At 73.2% G+C, this 14490-nt stretch carries 10 protein-coding genes; 7 read left to right on the top strand and 3 right to left on the bottom strand.

All coding sequences use genetic code 11. The features are described 5' to 3' along the window. Positions 1 to 23: 23 nt before the first annotated feature. The 4 genes from WME96_RS25405 (at position 24) to WME96_RS25390 (ending at position 5881) form a co-directional block, all read left to right on the top strand. Positions 24 to 1847 (top strand): hypothetical protein, encoded by a 1824-nt coding sequence (locus WME96_RS25405; RefSeq protein ID WP_437284178.1) that lies wholly within the window; start codon positions 24 to 26, stop codon positions 1845 to 1847. 26 nt (positions 1848 to 1873) lie between these two features. After that, a complete protein-coding gene (locus WME96_RS25400; RefSeq protein WP_437284177.1) occupies positions 1874 to 3004 on the top strand; it encodes a hypothetical protein in 1131 nt (376 codons plus the stop codon). Between the two features lie 29 nt (positions 3005 to 3033). After that, positions 3034 to 4119, top strand: a complete 1086-nt coding sequence (locus WME96_RS25395) for a catalase family protein (protein ID WP_437284176.1) — start codon at positions 3034 to 3036, stop codon at positions 4117 to 4119. 241 nt (positions 4120 to 4360) lie between these two features. Then, the gene (locus tag WME96_RS25390) at positions 4361 to 5881 is read left to right on the top strand and encodes a sigma 54-interacting transcriptional regulator (RefSeq protein ID WP_437284175.1); all 1521 of its coding nucleotides are present in this window, start codon (positions 4361 to 4363) and stop codon (positions 5879 to 5881) included. A gap of 15 nt (positions 5882 to 5896) precedes the next feature. On the opposite strand, the gene WME96_RS25385 is transcribed toward WME96_RS25390, so the two are convergent. Then, positions 5897 to 6331: a globin domain-containing protein gene (locus WME96_RS25385; protein ID WP_437284174.1), complete on the bottom strand. Its 435-nt coding sequence runs from the start codon at positions 6329 to 6331 to the stop codon at positions 5897 to 5899. A gap of 335 nt (positions 6332 to 6666) precedes the next feature. On the opposite strand from WME96_RS25385, the gene WME96_RS25380 reads away from it, so the two are divergent. The 3 genes from WME96_RS25380 to WME96_RS25370 are packed head-to-tail and all read left to right on the top strand — an operon-like array spanning position 6667 to position 12789. Then, positions 6667 to 10659, top strand: coding sequence for a serine/threonine-protein kinase (locus tag WME96_RS25380; protein ID WP_437284173.1), 3993 nt, complete (start codon positions 6667 to 6669; stop codon positions 10657 to 10659). Between the two features lie 54 nt (positions 10660 to 10713). After that, the gene (locus tag WME96_RS25375) at positions 10714 to 11433 is read left to right on the top strand and encodes a response regulator transcription factor (RefSeq protein ID WP_437284172.1); all 720 of its coding nucleotides are present in this window, start codon (positions 10714 to 10716) and stop codon (positions 11431 to 11433) included. Positions 11434 to 11436: 3 nt separating this feature from the next. Beyond that, entirely contained in the window at positions 11437 to 12789 is a 1353-nt protein-coding gene (locus WME96_RS25370) for a HAMP domain-containing sensor histidine kinase (RefSeq protein WP_437284171.1), read from the top strand. Positions 12790 to 12828: 39 nt separating this feature from the next. On the opposite strand, the gene WME96_RS25365 is transcribed toward WME96_RS25370, so the two are convergent. Then, positions 12829 to 13836 carry an anion permease gene (locus WME96_RS25365; RefSeq protein WP_437284170.1) on the bottom strand — a complete coding sequence of 336 codons (1008 nt, stop codon included), beginning with the start codon at positions 13834 to 13836 and terminating at the stop codon, positions 12829 to 12831. Further along, positions 13833 to 14450, bottom strand: coding sequence for a DUF47 domain-containing protein (locus WME96_RS25360; RefSeq protein ID WP_061615518.1), 618 nt, complete (start codon positions 14448 to 14450; stop codon positions 13833 to 13835). The genes WME96_RS25365 and WME96_RS25360 overlap by 4 nt, the downstream gene beginning before the upstream one ends. Between the last annotated feature and the right edge of the window lie 40 nt (positions 14451 to 14490).

Genomic DNA, 14490 nt, shown 5'->3' with positions numbered 1-14490 from the left:
GCGCCGCCAAGGAGAGCTCCGCGATGCCCAACGACGACGATCGCATGGTTCCGAGCAGCATGTCTCCGCGGACCCTCCGGCACTACGACCGGGTGTCCCGCACCGTGATCGATACCGCGCCCCCGCAGCCGGGAGAGCTCGAGGTCGCCCCCCGGAGCTCCGGTAAGGGCGGCGCCTGGCTCCGGCGAATCACCCTCGGCGCCGCCGGCTGGCTCGGCACGAGCCACGCCGCCTTCGGCATCCCCCTCGTCACCTTTGTTGCGCTGCTCACCGTTCTTGTCTTCCGACCTCGCCATCTCGCATCGACCGTCACGGTCGATCTCCATCTCCCCTCGGAAGGAGCCATCCCCGCAGAGCGGCCCGTGCCCGGCAGGAAGCGCGACTGCAAGGAGGACCTCGCGTGGTGCTTCCGGTACGGCGCCACGGGCACCGAGTTCGGCGGGGGAGTCCCTTACTGGATCTTCCGCGTCATGCCGAAGATCTTCGCGGAGGAGTTCAAGGGCGGCGGCTACGAGCGCTTCGGCTTCGGCGACGACGACAGCACCTATTACACGTCGCGCCCGGTGGGCCGCGGGCTCTTCCTCGCCGACTCCACCCTGCACGTCCCGCTGCTGCGCACCAGCTTTGCGCTGAAGCGCGTGGCCATCAACTGCTCGGGGTGCCACCGCGGCGAGTACCTGAGAGCGGACGGCGAGGTCGCCTACGTCGACGGGATGCCGAACCACACCGCCGACCTCCAGGGATTCAAGCGCTTCTTCTCGCGCGCCTTCCTGGACGAGCGCATGACCGGCGAGCGGCTCATCGACGAGATCAACGCCGCGCTCGACGAGGAAGGCGCCCCCCCGCTCACCGTCCGCGAGCAGCTCGTCTACCGGGTCATCCTGGCCGAGCTGAAGCAGCGGGGGCGCGCGGCGGTCAGCGCCTGGATGGACCTCCGGGCCGACAACGGTCCGGGGCGAATCGACCCCTTCAACGCGGTCAAGTTCGAGGTCCTCGGCGCGCCCGACGACGGGACCGCAGCCCAGATCGACTTCCCCTCGCTGTGGAACCAGCGCGCGGAGGTTCGCCCCTGGCACCACGTCGACGGCAACACCATGAGCTCCATGGCCCGCAACCGCGGCTCGGCCATCGGCGTCGGCGCGGTCGCGCTGTCGCTCCACAAGGAGAACGTCGACGCGATCGGGCGCTGGCTCGAGCGGGACCTCCCGGCGCCGGAATACCCGTTCACGGCGCCCCCGCCCGAGCGGGTGGCGCGCGGCCGCGCGCTCTTCGTCGCGCACTGCGCCTCGTGCCACGGGCTCTACGACCGGCAGACGCGGACGGTCGCGCAGGTCGCGGGCAGCCGTTACATGGAGCGCGTCGACGTCGGGACCGACACGGAGCGCTCCAGAGCGTTCATGAAGCCGGCCGCCGACGCGCTCAACGCGTTCGGCGAGCGGCGGCACCTCTGGGAGAAGGACGCGTTCCGCCCGGTCAAGGCGGCGGGCGAGTACCTCGCCGGCCCGCTCGACGGGATCTGGGCGCGCGCTCCCTACCTCCACAACGGATCGGTGCCCACGCTGGGCGACCTGCTCAAGCCGCCCGCGTCGCCCGGCGAGCTCGATCCGGAGGAGGCGCAGGCGTTCCGGCCGAGGCAGTTCTACCGGGGCAGCCGGCGCTTCGACGAGCAGAACGTCGGCTGGCTGTCGACCGAGCCGATGGAGGGAGAGCGCGCGCTCTTCCTTTACCGCACCGTCGACGCCAACCACGAGCCTATCCCGGGCAACAGCAACGCGGGGCACACGTACGGCACCGGCCTCCCGCCGGGCGACCGTGAGGCCCTCGTCGACTACCTCAAGACCCTCTGAACGAACCGGACCAAAGGAGCACAGCCATGATCCCCCTCCTGGAAACCGCGCTCGCGTTCGCGCTGATCATGCTCACTGCGAGCCTGTTCGTGAGCGCGGTCGTGCAGGTGATCATCAACGTCGGGCGTTACCGGTCCTGCGTCCTCATTCACATGCTGCGATCGCTGATCCACGGGTTCCGCACGTTCCACAGGGACCCCGAGGTCGTCGACCCGGTGACCGGGCGCCCGGCGCCGGACGCGCTCTCCAGGGACGAGTCCTGCGAGATGCGCTTCGTGCACGAGGTGCTCGCGGATCCGGTCCTGCACGCGCGCAGCGCGAAGCTCGTGGCCGGATCGGACCCCGCGCGGCTCGCGCTGCTCGTCGAGTACATCGACGCCGACGACCTGATCACCATCGCCGCGGGCGCGTCGGTGGCCGTCGACGCGGAGGGGCGTGAACGCCTGCTGCCCGGCCGCTGGGTGAGCTGTGGCCAGGGCGGCGCCGTCGAGACGAAGCGCTACGCGACGCTCGATCAGTTCTCCGCCTACGTGCGCCGCTGGTTTCCCACCCTCGAAGGGACGGCGTCCCAGACGTTCAAGCAGCGCGCGCGGCAGCTCACCGTCCTCGTCTCGATGATGGTGGTCCTCCTCTTCAACTTCGACGGCTTCCGGGTGCTCGCCCGGCTCCACGAGAACGGCGCCTCGCGCGCGCAGGTCATCGCGCAGGCGGACCCCGTGATGGCCACCGCCGCCCGCCTGGGCGAGCGCCCGTCCGCGCAGCGCGCGCCGGACGAGCTCCGGGACGCCACGCTCGAGGATTTCCGGCTCGAGATGCAGAAGACGGCGACCATCCTCGACGAGGCGAACCTCGGCATCGGCTGGCAAGAGAGCTGGATCGTGGAGCGGTTCTGCGCGTACCGCGGCGACAGCCCCGCGGCCTCGCCGACGGCGCTCCAGCTCGTGCGCGACACGCTGTTCTGGCTGGCCGGGCTCGCGTTCTCGTGCGGGATGCTCTCCCTGGGCGCGCCTTTCTGGGTCACCACCTTCTCGCGGCTCATCCAGATGCGCAACGAGGTGCAGCACCGCAAGCGGCAGGAGAGCGCGTCCGGCGCGAAGCCCGCGAGCGGCGCCCTGGCGCTCCCCGCGCGCGAGCGCGCCCTCGCGAGGCCGTCCTGAGACTCCCAACGACAGAGAGGATCCTGGTCATGAACACGACGCTCGATCTCCACGAGGAGTGCCCGCCGCCCGGCGAGGAAGACTGCATTCGACGGCTCACCGAGGACATGAAGCGCAGCTACGAGCGAGCGTATCCGGCGGGCGCGTCGCCGGCGCTCCGCGGCGTGCACCCGAAGTCGAACGGCTGCGTGAGGGCCCATTTCATCATCGATGACGGCCTGCCCGACGAGCTCCGGCAAGGCGTCTTCCGGGAGCCGCGCGTCTACCCGGCGTGGGTCCGCTTCTCGTCGACCTCCTCGCGCGTCCAGTCGGACATGCAGCGCGACTCCCGCTGCATGGCGATCAAGCTGCTCGACGTCCCGGGCGAGAAGATCCTCGACGGCGAGAAGGACGCGACGACGCAGGATTTCCTGATGGCGAACACGGACGTGTTCTTCGCGCGGAACGTGGCGGACTACGCCGAGCTCATGTCCGCCACGAGGGCGGGCAAGCCCCTCTCGTTCTTCTTCTCGTGCAGCCCGCCCCGCCTCCGGCTGCGCGAGCTCATGAATTACCTCTGCGCCATGCGCAAGCCGGTGACGAACCCCTTGCACGCCCGCTACTGGAGCCAGACGCCGTTCCGGCTGGGGGAGCGGGCGATGAAGTTCTCCGTGGTCCCGCGGCCCTGCGGCGCGCCGCGGGTCGAGGTCGAGCCGGGCGACGACGCGCTCAAGCAGGCCGTGGCGCGGCAGCTCGAGCGGGGGGACTGGATGTTCGATTTCCTTGTGCAGCTCCAGGCGCACCCGACGCGGACGCCCATCGAGGACCCGACGATCCGCTGGAGCGAGGACGTGGCGCCGTTCCGCAAGGTCGCGACGATGGTGATCCCGGCGCAGCGCCTCGACCAGCCGGGACGGGCCGAGTTCGAGGAGAACCTCTCGTTCACGCCCTGGCACGCCCTGCCGGCGCACCGGCCGCTCGGCGGGCTGAACCGCGCCCGGCGCGCGGTCTACGAGGCGATATCGAAGCTCCGCCACGAGAGGAACGGCGTTCGCCGCGAGGAGCCGAGGGCGCTCCGCCCGTGGCGCGGGCGCGCGCCGACGAGCGAGCACCCGGCGCGGCCCGGGGGCGCGTGAGGAGCGCACGTCCGACACGGCCTCGACGCGCGTGAAGAGCGCGCGTCCGACGCGGCCTCGACGCGCGTGAGATCGTCATCCAGCATCCCAGCCTGCGCTCGCGGGCCCCGCAGGACCGGCGCGCAGCGGCTGTCGGCGTCACACGCCGCGTCGTACGGCGCGCGCTGACGCGACGCCCCAGAACGTTACCGATGTCGGTGCCACCCTGCCGTGATAAACTCACGTTCCGGAATTTTCATCCGTGACGTCCTCCACGACCTTGACCGAGCCCAGCGCCCTGTGGGGCCGGAACGACCTGGAGCCGCCCCCGGAGCTCTTTCATCTGGTCGTCGCCTGGTCGCGCGAGGAGCCGAGCCGCCTCGGGGAGGCGGCGCTCGTCGAGGGGCGGTGCGTCCTCGGCCGCGGCGGGCCGCAATCGCAGGACGGCGCGCCGCGCCTCACGTTCCACCGGCAGCGCCCGATGGGCTGGGCCGCGATGCCGCCGCTCGAGGGGCCGCGGATCTCGCGCCTCCAGCTCGAGCTCGAGCCCACCCAGGACGGGCTGCTCGCGGTCCGATCGGTCGGGCGCTGCCCCCTGCTCATCAACGGCCTGCCCGCGACGCAGGGCCTCCTGAAGCCCGGCGACACGCTCACGCTGCAGAACGCCCTGGTGCTGCTCGTCGTGCGGCGGCGGTGGAGCCTCGAGGTGATCCAGTCGCTCCGCGAGGCGCCGCGGTTCTCGTTCGGCGACGCCGACGCCCACGGGATCGTCGGAGAGAGCCCGGCCGTGTGGGCGCTGCGCGGCAGCCTCGCGTTCGCGGCGCAGTCCGGCAACCACGTGCTCGTGCGCGGCGAGAGCGGCGCCGGGAAGGAGCTCGCCGCCCGCGCCATCCACGCGCTCTCCCGCCGGCGCGCGGGCGTGTTCGTCGCGCGCAACGCCGCGACCTTCCCCGAGGGCCTGGTCGACGCCGAGCTGTTCGGGACGGCCAGGGGCTACCCCAACGCCGGCAGCCCCGAGCGTCCCGGGCTCATCGGCGAGGCGGACGGCGGCACCCTCTTCCTCGACGAGATCGGCGAGCTGCCGGCGCACCTGCAGGCCCACCTGCTGCGCGTGCTCGACCGGGACGGCGAGTACCAGCGGCTCGGCGAGCCGCGCGTGCGCCGCTCGGATCTGCGCGTCATCGCGGCGACGAACCGCCCGGCCGAGTCGCTGAAGCACGACTTCTCCGCCCGCTTCCTGATCAGCGTGAGCGTCCCCGGGCTCCCCGATCGCCGCGAGGACATCCCGCTGCTGCTGCGGCACCTGCTCGCCGCCGCCGCGCGCGAGAGCCCGGAGCTGACCGATCGCTTCTTCGAGCGCCGCGACGACCGGCTCGCCGAGCCGCGGATCGCGCCGGCGCTCGTCGAGGCGCTCCTCCGCCACGCCTACACGCACCACCTGCGCGAGCTGCAGCGGCTGATGTGGATCGCCCTCAAGTCGAGCCCGGACAGCTTCCTCGCCCTCACGCCCGAGGTCCGCGCGGCGCTCCGCCCGGAGGTGACCGACCCCAAGACGGATCCCCGGGCCGGCGCCAGGTCGGAGCCCGGCAAGTCCAACCCGCCTCAGGTGTCCGACTCCGGCCCCCCGCTCGGGCGCGCCGAGATCGAGGCCGCGCTCGTGGAGTCCCAGGGCAGCGTGACCAGCGCGGCGCGCTCGCTGGGGCTGAAGAACCGCTTCGCCCTCTACCGGCTCATGAAGCGCCACGGCATCGCCGGGCCGGACGAAGAGGTGAGCGAGGGCTGAGCCGGCGCGCGCGGCTCACGCGCCGCGCGCGGCCTGCGCCGGAGCGCGCTCGCCCGCGCGCATCCGGTCGACGATGACGCCGTACGCCCTGGTCCACGCGGCGCGGTGCGCCTCGGTCCAGTCGGCGGCGCTCACCTCGCGGAGCGCCGCGACGAGCGCCTCGCCGACCCAGTCGTACATCTCCGGCGTCACGCCGTAGGCCACGTGCTGCGCGCCGAGCGGCGCGAGCTTCTCCGAGAGCCAGGCGTCGTCCTCGTAGTGGTCGAGCACCGCCATGAGCGTCCGCTCGAACATCGTGCCCTGGGCCCCGGGGCTGTTGCGCGTGAAGAGCGGCCTCGCCTGCGGGTACCGCTCGAACAGGACCCGATAGAAGAGGCGAGGGAACTCGTGATCTCGCTGCACGACGAGCTCGAAGCTGTCGCGCAGCAACTCGGCATCCTGGGATGACATGAGAGACCGCTCCTCCGTCACGGTGTGAGCATCGCGTCCGAGGCCAGGCATCGTTCATGCCGCGCGCGGCGCCCGTCCCCGGGGCGCGCGCCGCGCCCCGCCATCCCCGCGGCGCACGCCGCGCCGTGCGCGCACGCCGGAGGACTGTGCGCGCACGCCTCCAGCAGCACACCTGAGCGCAGCGCTGTGCACCCGCGCGCCCATCGCCGCAGCGCGGCGCCGCGCGAGCAACAAAGCAAAAAGCGATCCGCTCGGCTGGCCAGTTGGTATCCTCGCTCGCGCACGGGGCGCTCATGCCGCACGCCCGGTGTGGCCGCTGGTGGAGGGCTGGATTCGTGTCGTTCCTCGAAGGTTCTCTGGTTGCGGGTCGGTTCCTGATCGAAGCGCTGGCCAGGAAGGGCGGCATGGGCGAGGTGTTTCGCGCCCGGGACATGACCACCGGCGCGCTGGTGGCCCTCAAGCTGCTGCACGCCGACGCCGAGCGCGCGGAGGAGACCGAGCGTTTCCTGCGGGAGGCGCGGTTCCTCTCCGACCTCAAGCACCCGGGCATCGTCGAGTACCTGGCGCACGGGAAGGCCCAGGACGGCCGGCCTTTCCTCGCGATGGAGTGGCTGTCGGGCAAGGACCTCGGCGAGCGCCTCGACCGCGGGCCGCTGCGCCTCTCCGAGTGCGTGACGCTGCTGACGAAGGTCGCGGACGCGCTCGCCGTCGCCCACGCGCGGGGCCTGGTCCACCGCGACATCAAGCCGGGCAACCTGTTCCTGCGCGACGAGCGCGTCGACGGCGTCACGCTGCTCGACTTCGGCATCGCGCGTTACGCGGTCGCCGGCATGACGCTCACGCGGACCGGGCGCTTCGTCGGGACCCCGGGCTACATGGCGCCGGAGCAGGCGCGCGGCGACCGCGACCTCACGCCCAGCACCGACATCTTCGCCCTCGGGTGCGTCGTCCACGAATGCCTGACCGGCAAGCACCTGTTCGGCGGCCGGGATCTGGTGGGCGTGCTCGCGAAGATCCTGTTCGACGACGTCCCCTCGGTCGCCCTGCTCCGCCCCGACACGCCGCCCGCGCTGGCCGACCTGCTCGCGCGGATGCTGGACAAGGACCCGCTCCGGCGCCCGCCCGACGCCGCGGCGCTCCGCGAGCAGCTCGCCGCCCTGACGCTGCCGGCCTGGGACGACGAGGCGCCGGCGCCCTCGCTCGCGCCGCCCCCCACCCCCCGGGCGATCACCGGCGAGGCGATGCAGCTCCTCAGCGTCGTCCTCGCGATGCGGTCCGCCGGCGACCCCCGCGAGACGCTGCCGCCCGCCTCGGCCCAGACGTGGGCCCGCCCGACGCGTGACGCCTTGCGGTTCCGGCTCGCGCGCATCGGCGGCCGCGCCGAGTGGCTGGCCGACGGCTCGCTGGTCGTGGCCGTGCCGCCGTCGAGCAGCGCGCTCGATCAGGTGTCGGCGGCCGCCCGCTGCGCCCTCGAGGTGCAGCAGATCTGGCCCGAGGCCCGCATCGCGCTGACCACCGGCCGCGGGCTGCTCCAGGGCGGGGTCCCCGCCGGTGAGGCCATCGATCGCGCGGTGGCGCTCCTGCGCGTCGGGGCGGAGCCGACGCTGACGGCCGACGCCGAGCCCTCCTACGCGGAGATCGCGCCGGGGATCTGGCTGGACGAGCTGAGCTCGCGGCTGCTCGAGTCGCGCTTCCTTGTCACGACGATGGGCGGGCAGCTCGTGCTGCGGGGCGAGCGCGCGAGCGTCGACGAGTCGCGCCCGCTGCTCGGCCGGCCGACGCCCTGCGTCGGCCGCGAGCAGGAGCTCTCGATGCTGCTCGGCGCGATCGAGGGGTGCATCGAGGAGGCGATGCCGGCCGGCGCGATCGTGATCGCGGCGCCCGGCATGGGCAAATCGCGCCTGCGGCACGAGCTGCTCCGGCGCCTCGGCGCCCGGGCGCCCGGCGTCGGGCTGCTGTGCGGGAGCGGCGCGCCGATGACCGCCGGCTCGCCCTACGGCCTGCTCGGCGAGGCGCTGCGCCGCCTCTGCGACGTCGAGGTCGGGGATCCTCCCGCGGCGCAGGAGGCCAAGCTCCGCCTGCGCGTCGGCCGGCACGTCGCGCCGGCCGACGCCGAGCGGGTGAGCGAGTTCATCGCGGCCCTGTGCGGCATCGCGGTCGAGCAGCCGAGCGCCTCGCTGCGCGCCGCGCGCGGCGACCCCAGGATCATGAGCGAGCAGATCCGCCGGGCCTTCCTGGATCTGCTGCGCGCGGAGACCGCGGCGCGGCCCTGCCTGCTGGTGCTGGAGGACCTGCACTGGGGCGACGCGGCCACGGTCAAGCTCGTGGACGCCGCCCTGCTCGAGCTGCGCGAGCGGCCCTTCTTCGTGCTGGCGTTCGCGCGCCGCGAGGTGCACGACGTCTTCCCGAAGCTGTGGGAGGGGCGGGTCGTGCAGCGGATCCCGCTCGCCGGGCTGACCCGTAAGGCGGCCGAGCGGCTGGTCACCGCGGTGCTCGGCGCCGGGGTCCCGGCCAGCCTGGTGGCGCGCATCGTCGAGCAGGCGGCCGGCAACGCGCTGTTCCTCGAGGAGCTGATCCGCGCGGTCGTCGAGGGCAAGACCGAGGGGCAGCCCGCGACGGTGCTGGCGATGCTCCAGGCGAGGCTGTCGTGCCTCGAGCCGCGGGCGCGCAAGGTGCTCTGCAGCGCGAGCGTGTTCGGGCAGACCTTCTGGCGCAGCGGCGTGCTCGCCCTGCTCGGCCAGGAGCGCGCGTCGACCGGCGGGGACGGCGCGGACCGCTGGATGGACGGCCTGGTCCGCTCCGAGATGGTCGAGGTGCAGTGGAGCAGCCGGTTCCCCGGAGACACCGAGTACCGGTTTCGCCACGCCCTCGTGCGCGACGCCGCGTACGGCCTGCTGGCGGTGGACGACCGCGTCGTCGGCCACCGCATCGCCGGGGCGCACCTCGAGCAGGCGGGGGAGGCGGATCCCATGGTGCTGGCCGAGCACGCGCACCTCGGCGGGGAGCTCGAGCGCGCCGCCCTCCACTACCTGCGCGCGGCCGAGCAGTCGTACCGGAGCAACGATTACGGCGGGATGCTCGCGCGCGTCGAGCGCGGCATGAGCTGCGGGCCGCGCGGCGACGTGCTGGGCCGGTTCCTCGGGATGAAGCTCGACGTCTGCTTCCTGCGCGAGGACTGGCAGGTCGGCCTGGAGATCGGCAAGGAGGCCCTGCCGCTGCTGCCGCGGGGCAGCGTGGCCTGGAGCAGGGCGGTGGGCCGGCTCGTCGTGATGACGGGCCACCTCGGCCTCGCGGGCGAGCTGGAGTCGCTCGTGAACGCGATCATGAGCAGCGAGCCCGAGCCCGGGGGCGAGGCGGCGTGCTGCATGCCCGTCTCGACGGCGATCACGGCGCTCAGCCACTGGGGCATGCGCGATCTCTCGCTGCGCCTCCTGGCGCGCCTGGAGCAGCTCGCGACGCGCGTCCCCGAGGGCGAGCAGCTCGCGCACGCGCAGCTCCGCTTCAGCCGCTCCACGTTCCTGCGGCTGCTCGGGGACGACCCCTGGCAGGCGTACGAGGACGCGCGGCGCGCGGAGGAGGTGTTCGCCCAGGTGAGCCCCTGGCGCTGGCGCGAGTTCGCGGCGAGCGCGACCGCGCTGGCCATGGCCGAGCTCGGGGAGTGCGCCGAGGCGGAGCGCAAGCTGCGCGAGTCGCTGGAGCGCACGCTGCGCATCAACGACGCCTTCGCGCTCTCCAGCGCCCGCGTCTGGCTGATGATCTTCCTCGCGGAGTGCTGCGCGCCGGAGCAGCTGGACGAGATCGCGGAGCTGGCGAACCAGCTCATCAAGATCGGCGCCATGGAAGCGACGATGGGGCCGGCGCACGGCGCGCTGGCGCGGGTCCTGATGGCGCGGGGCCGCCTCCCGGAGGCGCGTGAAGAGGCCGAGAGGGCGCTCGCGATCCTGCAGCGAGACCGGTTTTACCGGCCGCTCGTCTACCGGACGCTCATCGAGGTGCTGCTCCGGGAAGGGCGCGTGGAGGCCGCCCGGCGGGCCTCGGACGAGGGGCTCCGCTGCCTCGAGGCGCTCGGCGGCTCGCTCGGGTACAGCGAGATCCCGCTGCGCCTCGCGGTCAGCGAGGCGCACCTCGCCGCCGGGGACGCGGCGCGCGCGCGGGCCGCGATCGAGCAGGCGCTGCGCGCGGTCGAGGTGCGCGCCCGCAAGATCCCCGACGCGGCCGCGAGGCTCCGCTACGTCGAGCAGGTGCAGGGGAGCGTGCGGGTGCGAGAGCTGGCGCGCGCGTGGCTCGGGCGCGACGTCGAGCGGCCGCCGGGCGGCGAGGGATGTTAAGCAACCGTTAGCGGGCGCATCGGCGCGGCGCGCCGCTGCTACGCTGCCGCGACGATGGCAGCGGAGCGGAGCGCGGCGTCGATCGTGTACATCGAGGACGACGAGAAGCTCGCGCGGCTCACGGCGCGGTACCTCGAGTCGCACAACGTGCGCGTCACCGTCGCGACCGACGCCCGCGAGGGCATCGCGTGCGTCCTGCGCGAGCGGCCCGACGTCGTCCTCCTCGATCTCATGCTCCCCGAGATCGACGGCTACGAGGTCTGCCAGAAGCTCCGCGCCCGCGTCGACACGCCGATCATCATGGTCACGGCGCGCGGCGAGGAGGCCGACCGCGTGATGGGCCTCGAGGGGGGCGCGGACGACTACATCGCCAAGCCGTTCTCGGCGCGGGAGCTCCTCGCGCGCATCCGGGCGCAGGCGCGGCGCGCCCGCGGCCTCTCGGGCCCGGCGGCCGAGCGGCTGCTCGTCGTCGGCGCGCTCACCATCGCCCCGGCCGCGCGGCGGGCGACCTTCGACGGCGTCGAGCTGTCGCTCACGACCTACGAGTTCGACCTGCTCCACGCGCTGGCCGGGCGCGCGGGGCGCGTGCTCACGCGCGAGCAGCTCGTCGATCTCGTGCGGGGCAGCGCCGACGAGGCCTTCGATCGGTCGATCGACGTCCACATCTCCCACCTCCGCAAGAAGCTCGGCGACGATCCGAGGAGCCCCCGGATCATCAAGACCGTCCGCGGCATCGGGTACGTCTTCGCGGTCGACGCGACGGATCCGGCGTGACGCATGGCGATCCGGGACCTCTTGCGCGGGCGGCTGGCGCTCCGCATCTACCTCGTGGGGCTCGCGCAGATCGCGGTCATCGTGGCCGGCTTCATCGCCGTCATGGAGATGAACCGCCGGACGGGCGTGAACCCGGGCAAGCAGCAGCTCCGCTTCATCACCAGCGTGATCGCCCGCTCGCTCGACGATCCGCGCGCGCTCGAGGGCGCCCTCGCGATCGTGCGCGAGGACCTGAACGCCACGATCACCGTGATCGATCCGGACGGCGCGTTCCTCGCGACCAACGCCCCCGGGGGGCGTCCACCCTGCAACACGACGGCCCCGGCCTTCCCGCCGGACCCCGAGGCCCCGCGCTGCTACACGGCGCCGCTGCGCTTCCCTGACGGCCGGGAGGGGCGCGTCGAGGCGATCCCCCCGCCGCTGCCGCCGCCGTTCAGCGGGCTGCGCGTGATCGCCTTCGTCCTCGTCGTTGTCGGCGTCTCGTCGTGGCTCCTCGGGCGCACGCTCACGCGCCCGCTGCGCCAGCTCTCGTCGGCCGCGCGCGCCTTCGGCGGCGGCGATCTGAAGGCCCGCGCCGCCCTGCGGAACCGGGACGAGCTCGGCGAGGTCTCCCGCGCCTTCGACGAGATGGCCGAGCGCGTGGCCGAGCTGCTCAGGGCCGAGCGGGAGCTGCTCGCCAACGTCTCGCACGAGCTGCGCACGCCCCTGTCGCGCATCCGCGTGGCGCTCGCGCTGATCTCGGAGGCCGAGGGGGACGTGGCCGTCGCCCGGGAGCTGCTCGCCGACATCGACGGCGACCTCGACGAGCTCGAGCGGCTCATCAGCGACGTCCTCACCGCCGCCCGGCTCGACCTCGAGGACGCCGCCTCGCCGGGCGGCATCCCCCCGCTCCGGCGCGAGCGCGTGGACGTCCTCGATCTGCTCGCGCGCGCGGCGTCGCGCTTCCGCGCGGCGCACCCGAGGCGGGCGCTGCGGGTCGACGTGCCCGAGGAGCTGCCCCCGGTCGACGCCGACCCGGTGCTCTTGCGGCGCGCCATCGACAACCTGCTCGAGAACGCCCACAAGTACACGGAGCGGAACGCGGAGGCGATCGAGCTCGTCGCGCGCGGCGGCGAGGAGGTCGCGATCGACGTGATCGACCGGGGCGTCGGCATCGCCGCCGCCGACCTGCCGCGCGTGTTCCGGCCGTTCTTCCGCGCCGACAGGAGCCGCACCCGCGCGACCGGGGGCCTGGGGCTCGGCCTGGCGCTGGCGAAGCGCATCGTCGACGCCCACGGCGGCCGGATCGAGCTCGCGAGCGCCCCGAACGAGGGGACGCGCGCGCGCGTGCGGCTCCCGATCGCGCGCGATCCGTGAGGGGCAGGGCGCGGCCGGGAGCCGCACGCGCGCGCGGCGTCAGGGCGCGCCGGTCAGCGCGCGGGCGGCGGCGTAGATGAGGGCGGCGAGCAGCGCCGAGGCCGGGATGGTGAAGATCCAGGCCCAGATGATGCGGCCGGCCACCCCCCAGCGCACGGCCGACAGACGGCCGTCGACGGCGCCCACGCCGACGATCGCGCCGGTGATCGTGTGCGTGGTGCTCACCGGGACGCCGAGCGCGGTCGCGCCGAAGAGCGTGGCCGCGCCCGCGGTCTCCGCGGCGAAGCCGCCCACGGGCTTCAGCTTGGTGATCTTCATCCCCATCGTCTTCACGATCCGCCACCCGCCCGACAGCGTGCCCAGGGCCATGGCGGCCTGGCAGACCAGCACCACCCAGACCATCGGCTGCACGCTCGCGCCGCCCTCCTGGACGCCGGCCGAGATGAGCAGCGCCGTGATGATGCCCATGGTCTTCTGCGCGTCGTTGCCGCCGTGCCCGAGCGAGTAAGCCGCCGCCGAGAGGAGCTGCAGCCGCCGGAACCGGGTGTCCACCATCCCGGGCGTCCAGGACCGCCCGAGCCGCCGGATCGCCCGCATCAGCGCGAACCCGACCACGGAGCCGAGGAGCGGCGCGACCACGATGAACGCCGCGGTCATGCCGAAGATCTTCGTGTCGAGCACCGAGATGCGGCCGGCGCTGAGCACGGCCGCGCCCGCGAAGCCGCCCATGAGCGCGTGCGAGGACGACGAGGGCAGGCCCCACCACCAGGTGAGCAGGTTCCAGACGATCGCGCCGGAGAGGCCCCCGAGGATCACGTTGGGCGTGATGAACGCCGGCTCGACGCCCTTCGCGATGTTGCGGGCGACCGTCGGCTCGAACAGGGCGAAGGCGATGAAGTTGAAGACCGCGGCCCAGACCACCGCGGTGCGCGGGGAGAGCACCCGCGTCGAGACCACGGTGGCGATGGAGTTGGCGGCGTCGTGGAAGCCGTTGATGAAATCGAAGACCAGCGCCACGACGATGATGGCGATGACGTAGCTCGTCATGCGTGCTCGAGCACCACGCCCTCGATGATGTTGGCGACGTCCTCGCAGCGGTCGGTGGCGTTCTCGAGCTGATCGTAGATGTCGCGCCACTTCATGACGAGCAGCGGGTCGCTGCCCTGCTTGAAGAGCGCCGCCAGCGCCACGCGGTAGTGCGCGTCGGCGGCGTTCTCGTGGCGGTTGATCTCGACGCAGAGCTGGAGCAGCCGGTCGCGGTCCTTCATGTCGCGGAGCGAGCTGGTCGCAGCGCTCATGGTGACGCACGCGGTGACCACCGACTCCGCGAGCTGGCGCGCCTCCGGCAGCGCGGTCTGGATCTCGAAGAGGACGATGCGCTCGCTGGCGGCCTCGATGCAATCGAGCACGTCGTCGAGCCGGGTGATCAGCGCGTGGATCTCCTCCCGGTCGAGCGGGGTGATCCATGTCTTGTGCAGCGCGGCCAGGCAGCGGTGGGTGATCCGGTCCCCCTCGTGCTCGATCTCCTTGATCTTCTTGGCAATTTCCGGGGCGTCCTGGAGCCGTTCGAGCATGTCCAGGAGGAGCTCGCTCGCGGCGACGCTCTTCTGCGCGTGCTCGGCGAGGGCGTCAAAGAAGACAGCGTCGCGGGTCAATCCCATGGCCACGGCTTAACCCGCCGCCGCCGCGCGCGTCAACGCG

Origin of the sequence: Sorangium sp. So ce406, assembly GCF_051474675.1 — a bacterium.
In the GTDB taxonomy this organism is placed as follows: domain Bacteria; phylum Myxococcota_A; class Polyangia; order Polyangiales; family Polyangiaceae; genus Sorangium; species Sorangium cellulosum_G.
Note: the sequence above shows the minus strand (reverse complement) of the source record. Positions and strands in the feature narration are given on the sequence as shown.

Excerpts from the sequence above, each read along its gene's own strand:
- WME96_RS25365 (WP_437284170.1), bottom strand. The coding sequence starts at position 13,836 with ATGACGAGCTACGTCATCGCCATCATCGTCGTGGCGCTGGTCTTCGAT.
- WME96_RS25405 (WP_437284178.1), top strand. The coding sequence starts at position 24 with ATGCCCAACGACGACGATCGCATGGTTCCGAGCAGCATGTCTCCGCGG.
- WME96_RS25400 (WP_437284177.1), top strand. The coding sequence starts at position 1,874 with ATGATCCCCCTCCTGGAAACCGCGCTCGCGTTCGCGCTGATCATGCTC.
- WME96_RS25395 (WP_437284176.1), top strand. The coding sequence starts at position 3,034 with ATGAACACGACGCTCGATCTCCACGAGGAGTGCCCGCCGCCCGGCGAG.
- WME96_RS25360 (WP_061615518.1), bottom strand. The coding sequence starts at position 14,450 with ATGGGATTGACCCGCGACGCTGTCTTCTTTGACGCCCTCGCCGAGCAC.
- WME96_RS25385 (WP_437284174.1), bottom strand. The coding sequence starts at position 6,331 with ATGTCATCCCAGGATGCCGAGTTGCTGCGCGACAGCTTCGAGCTCGTC.
- WME96_RS25370 (WP_437284171.1), top strand. The coding sequence starts at position 11,437 with ATGGCGATCCGGGACCTCTTGCGCGGGCGGCTGGCGCTCCGCATCTAC.
- WME96_RS25375 (WP_437284172.1), top strand. The coding sequence starts at position 10,714 with ATGGCAGCGGAGCGGAGCGCGGCGTCGATCGTGTACATCGAGGACGAC.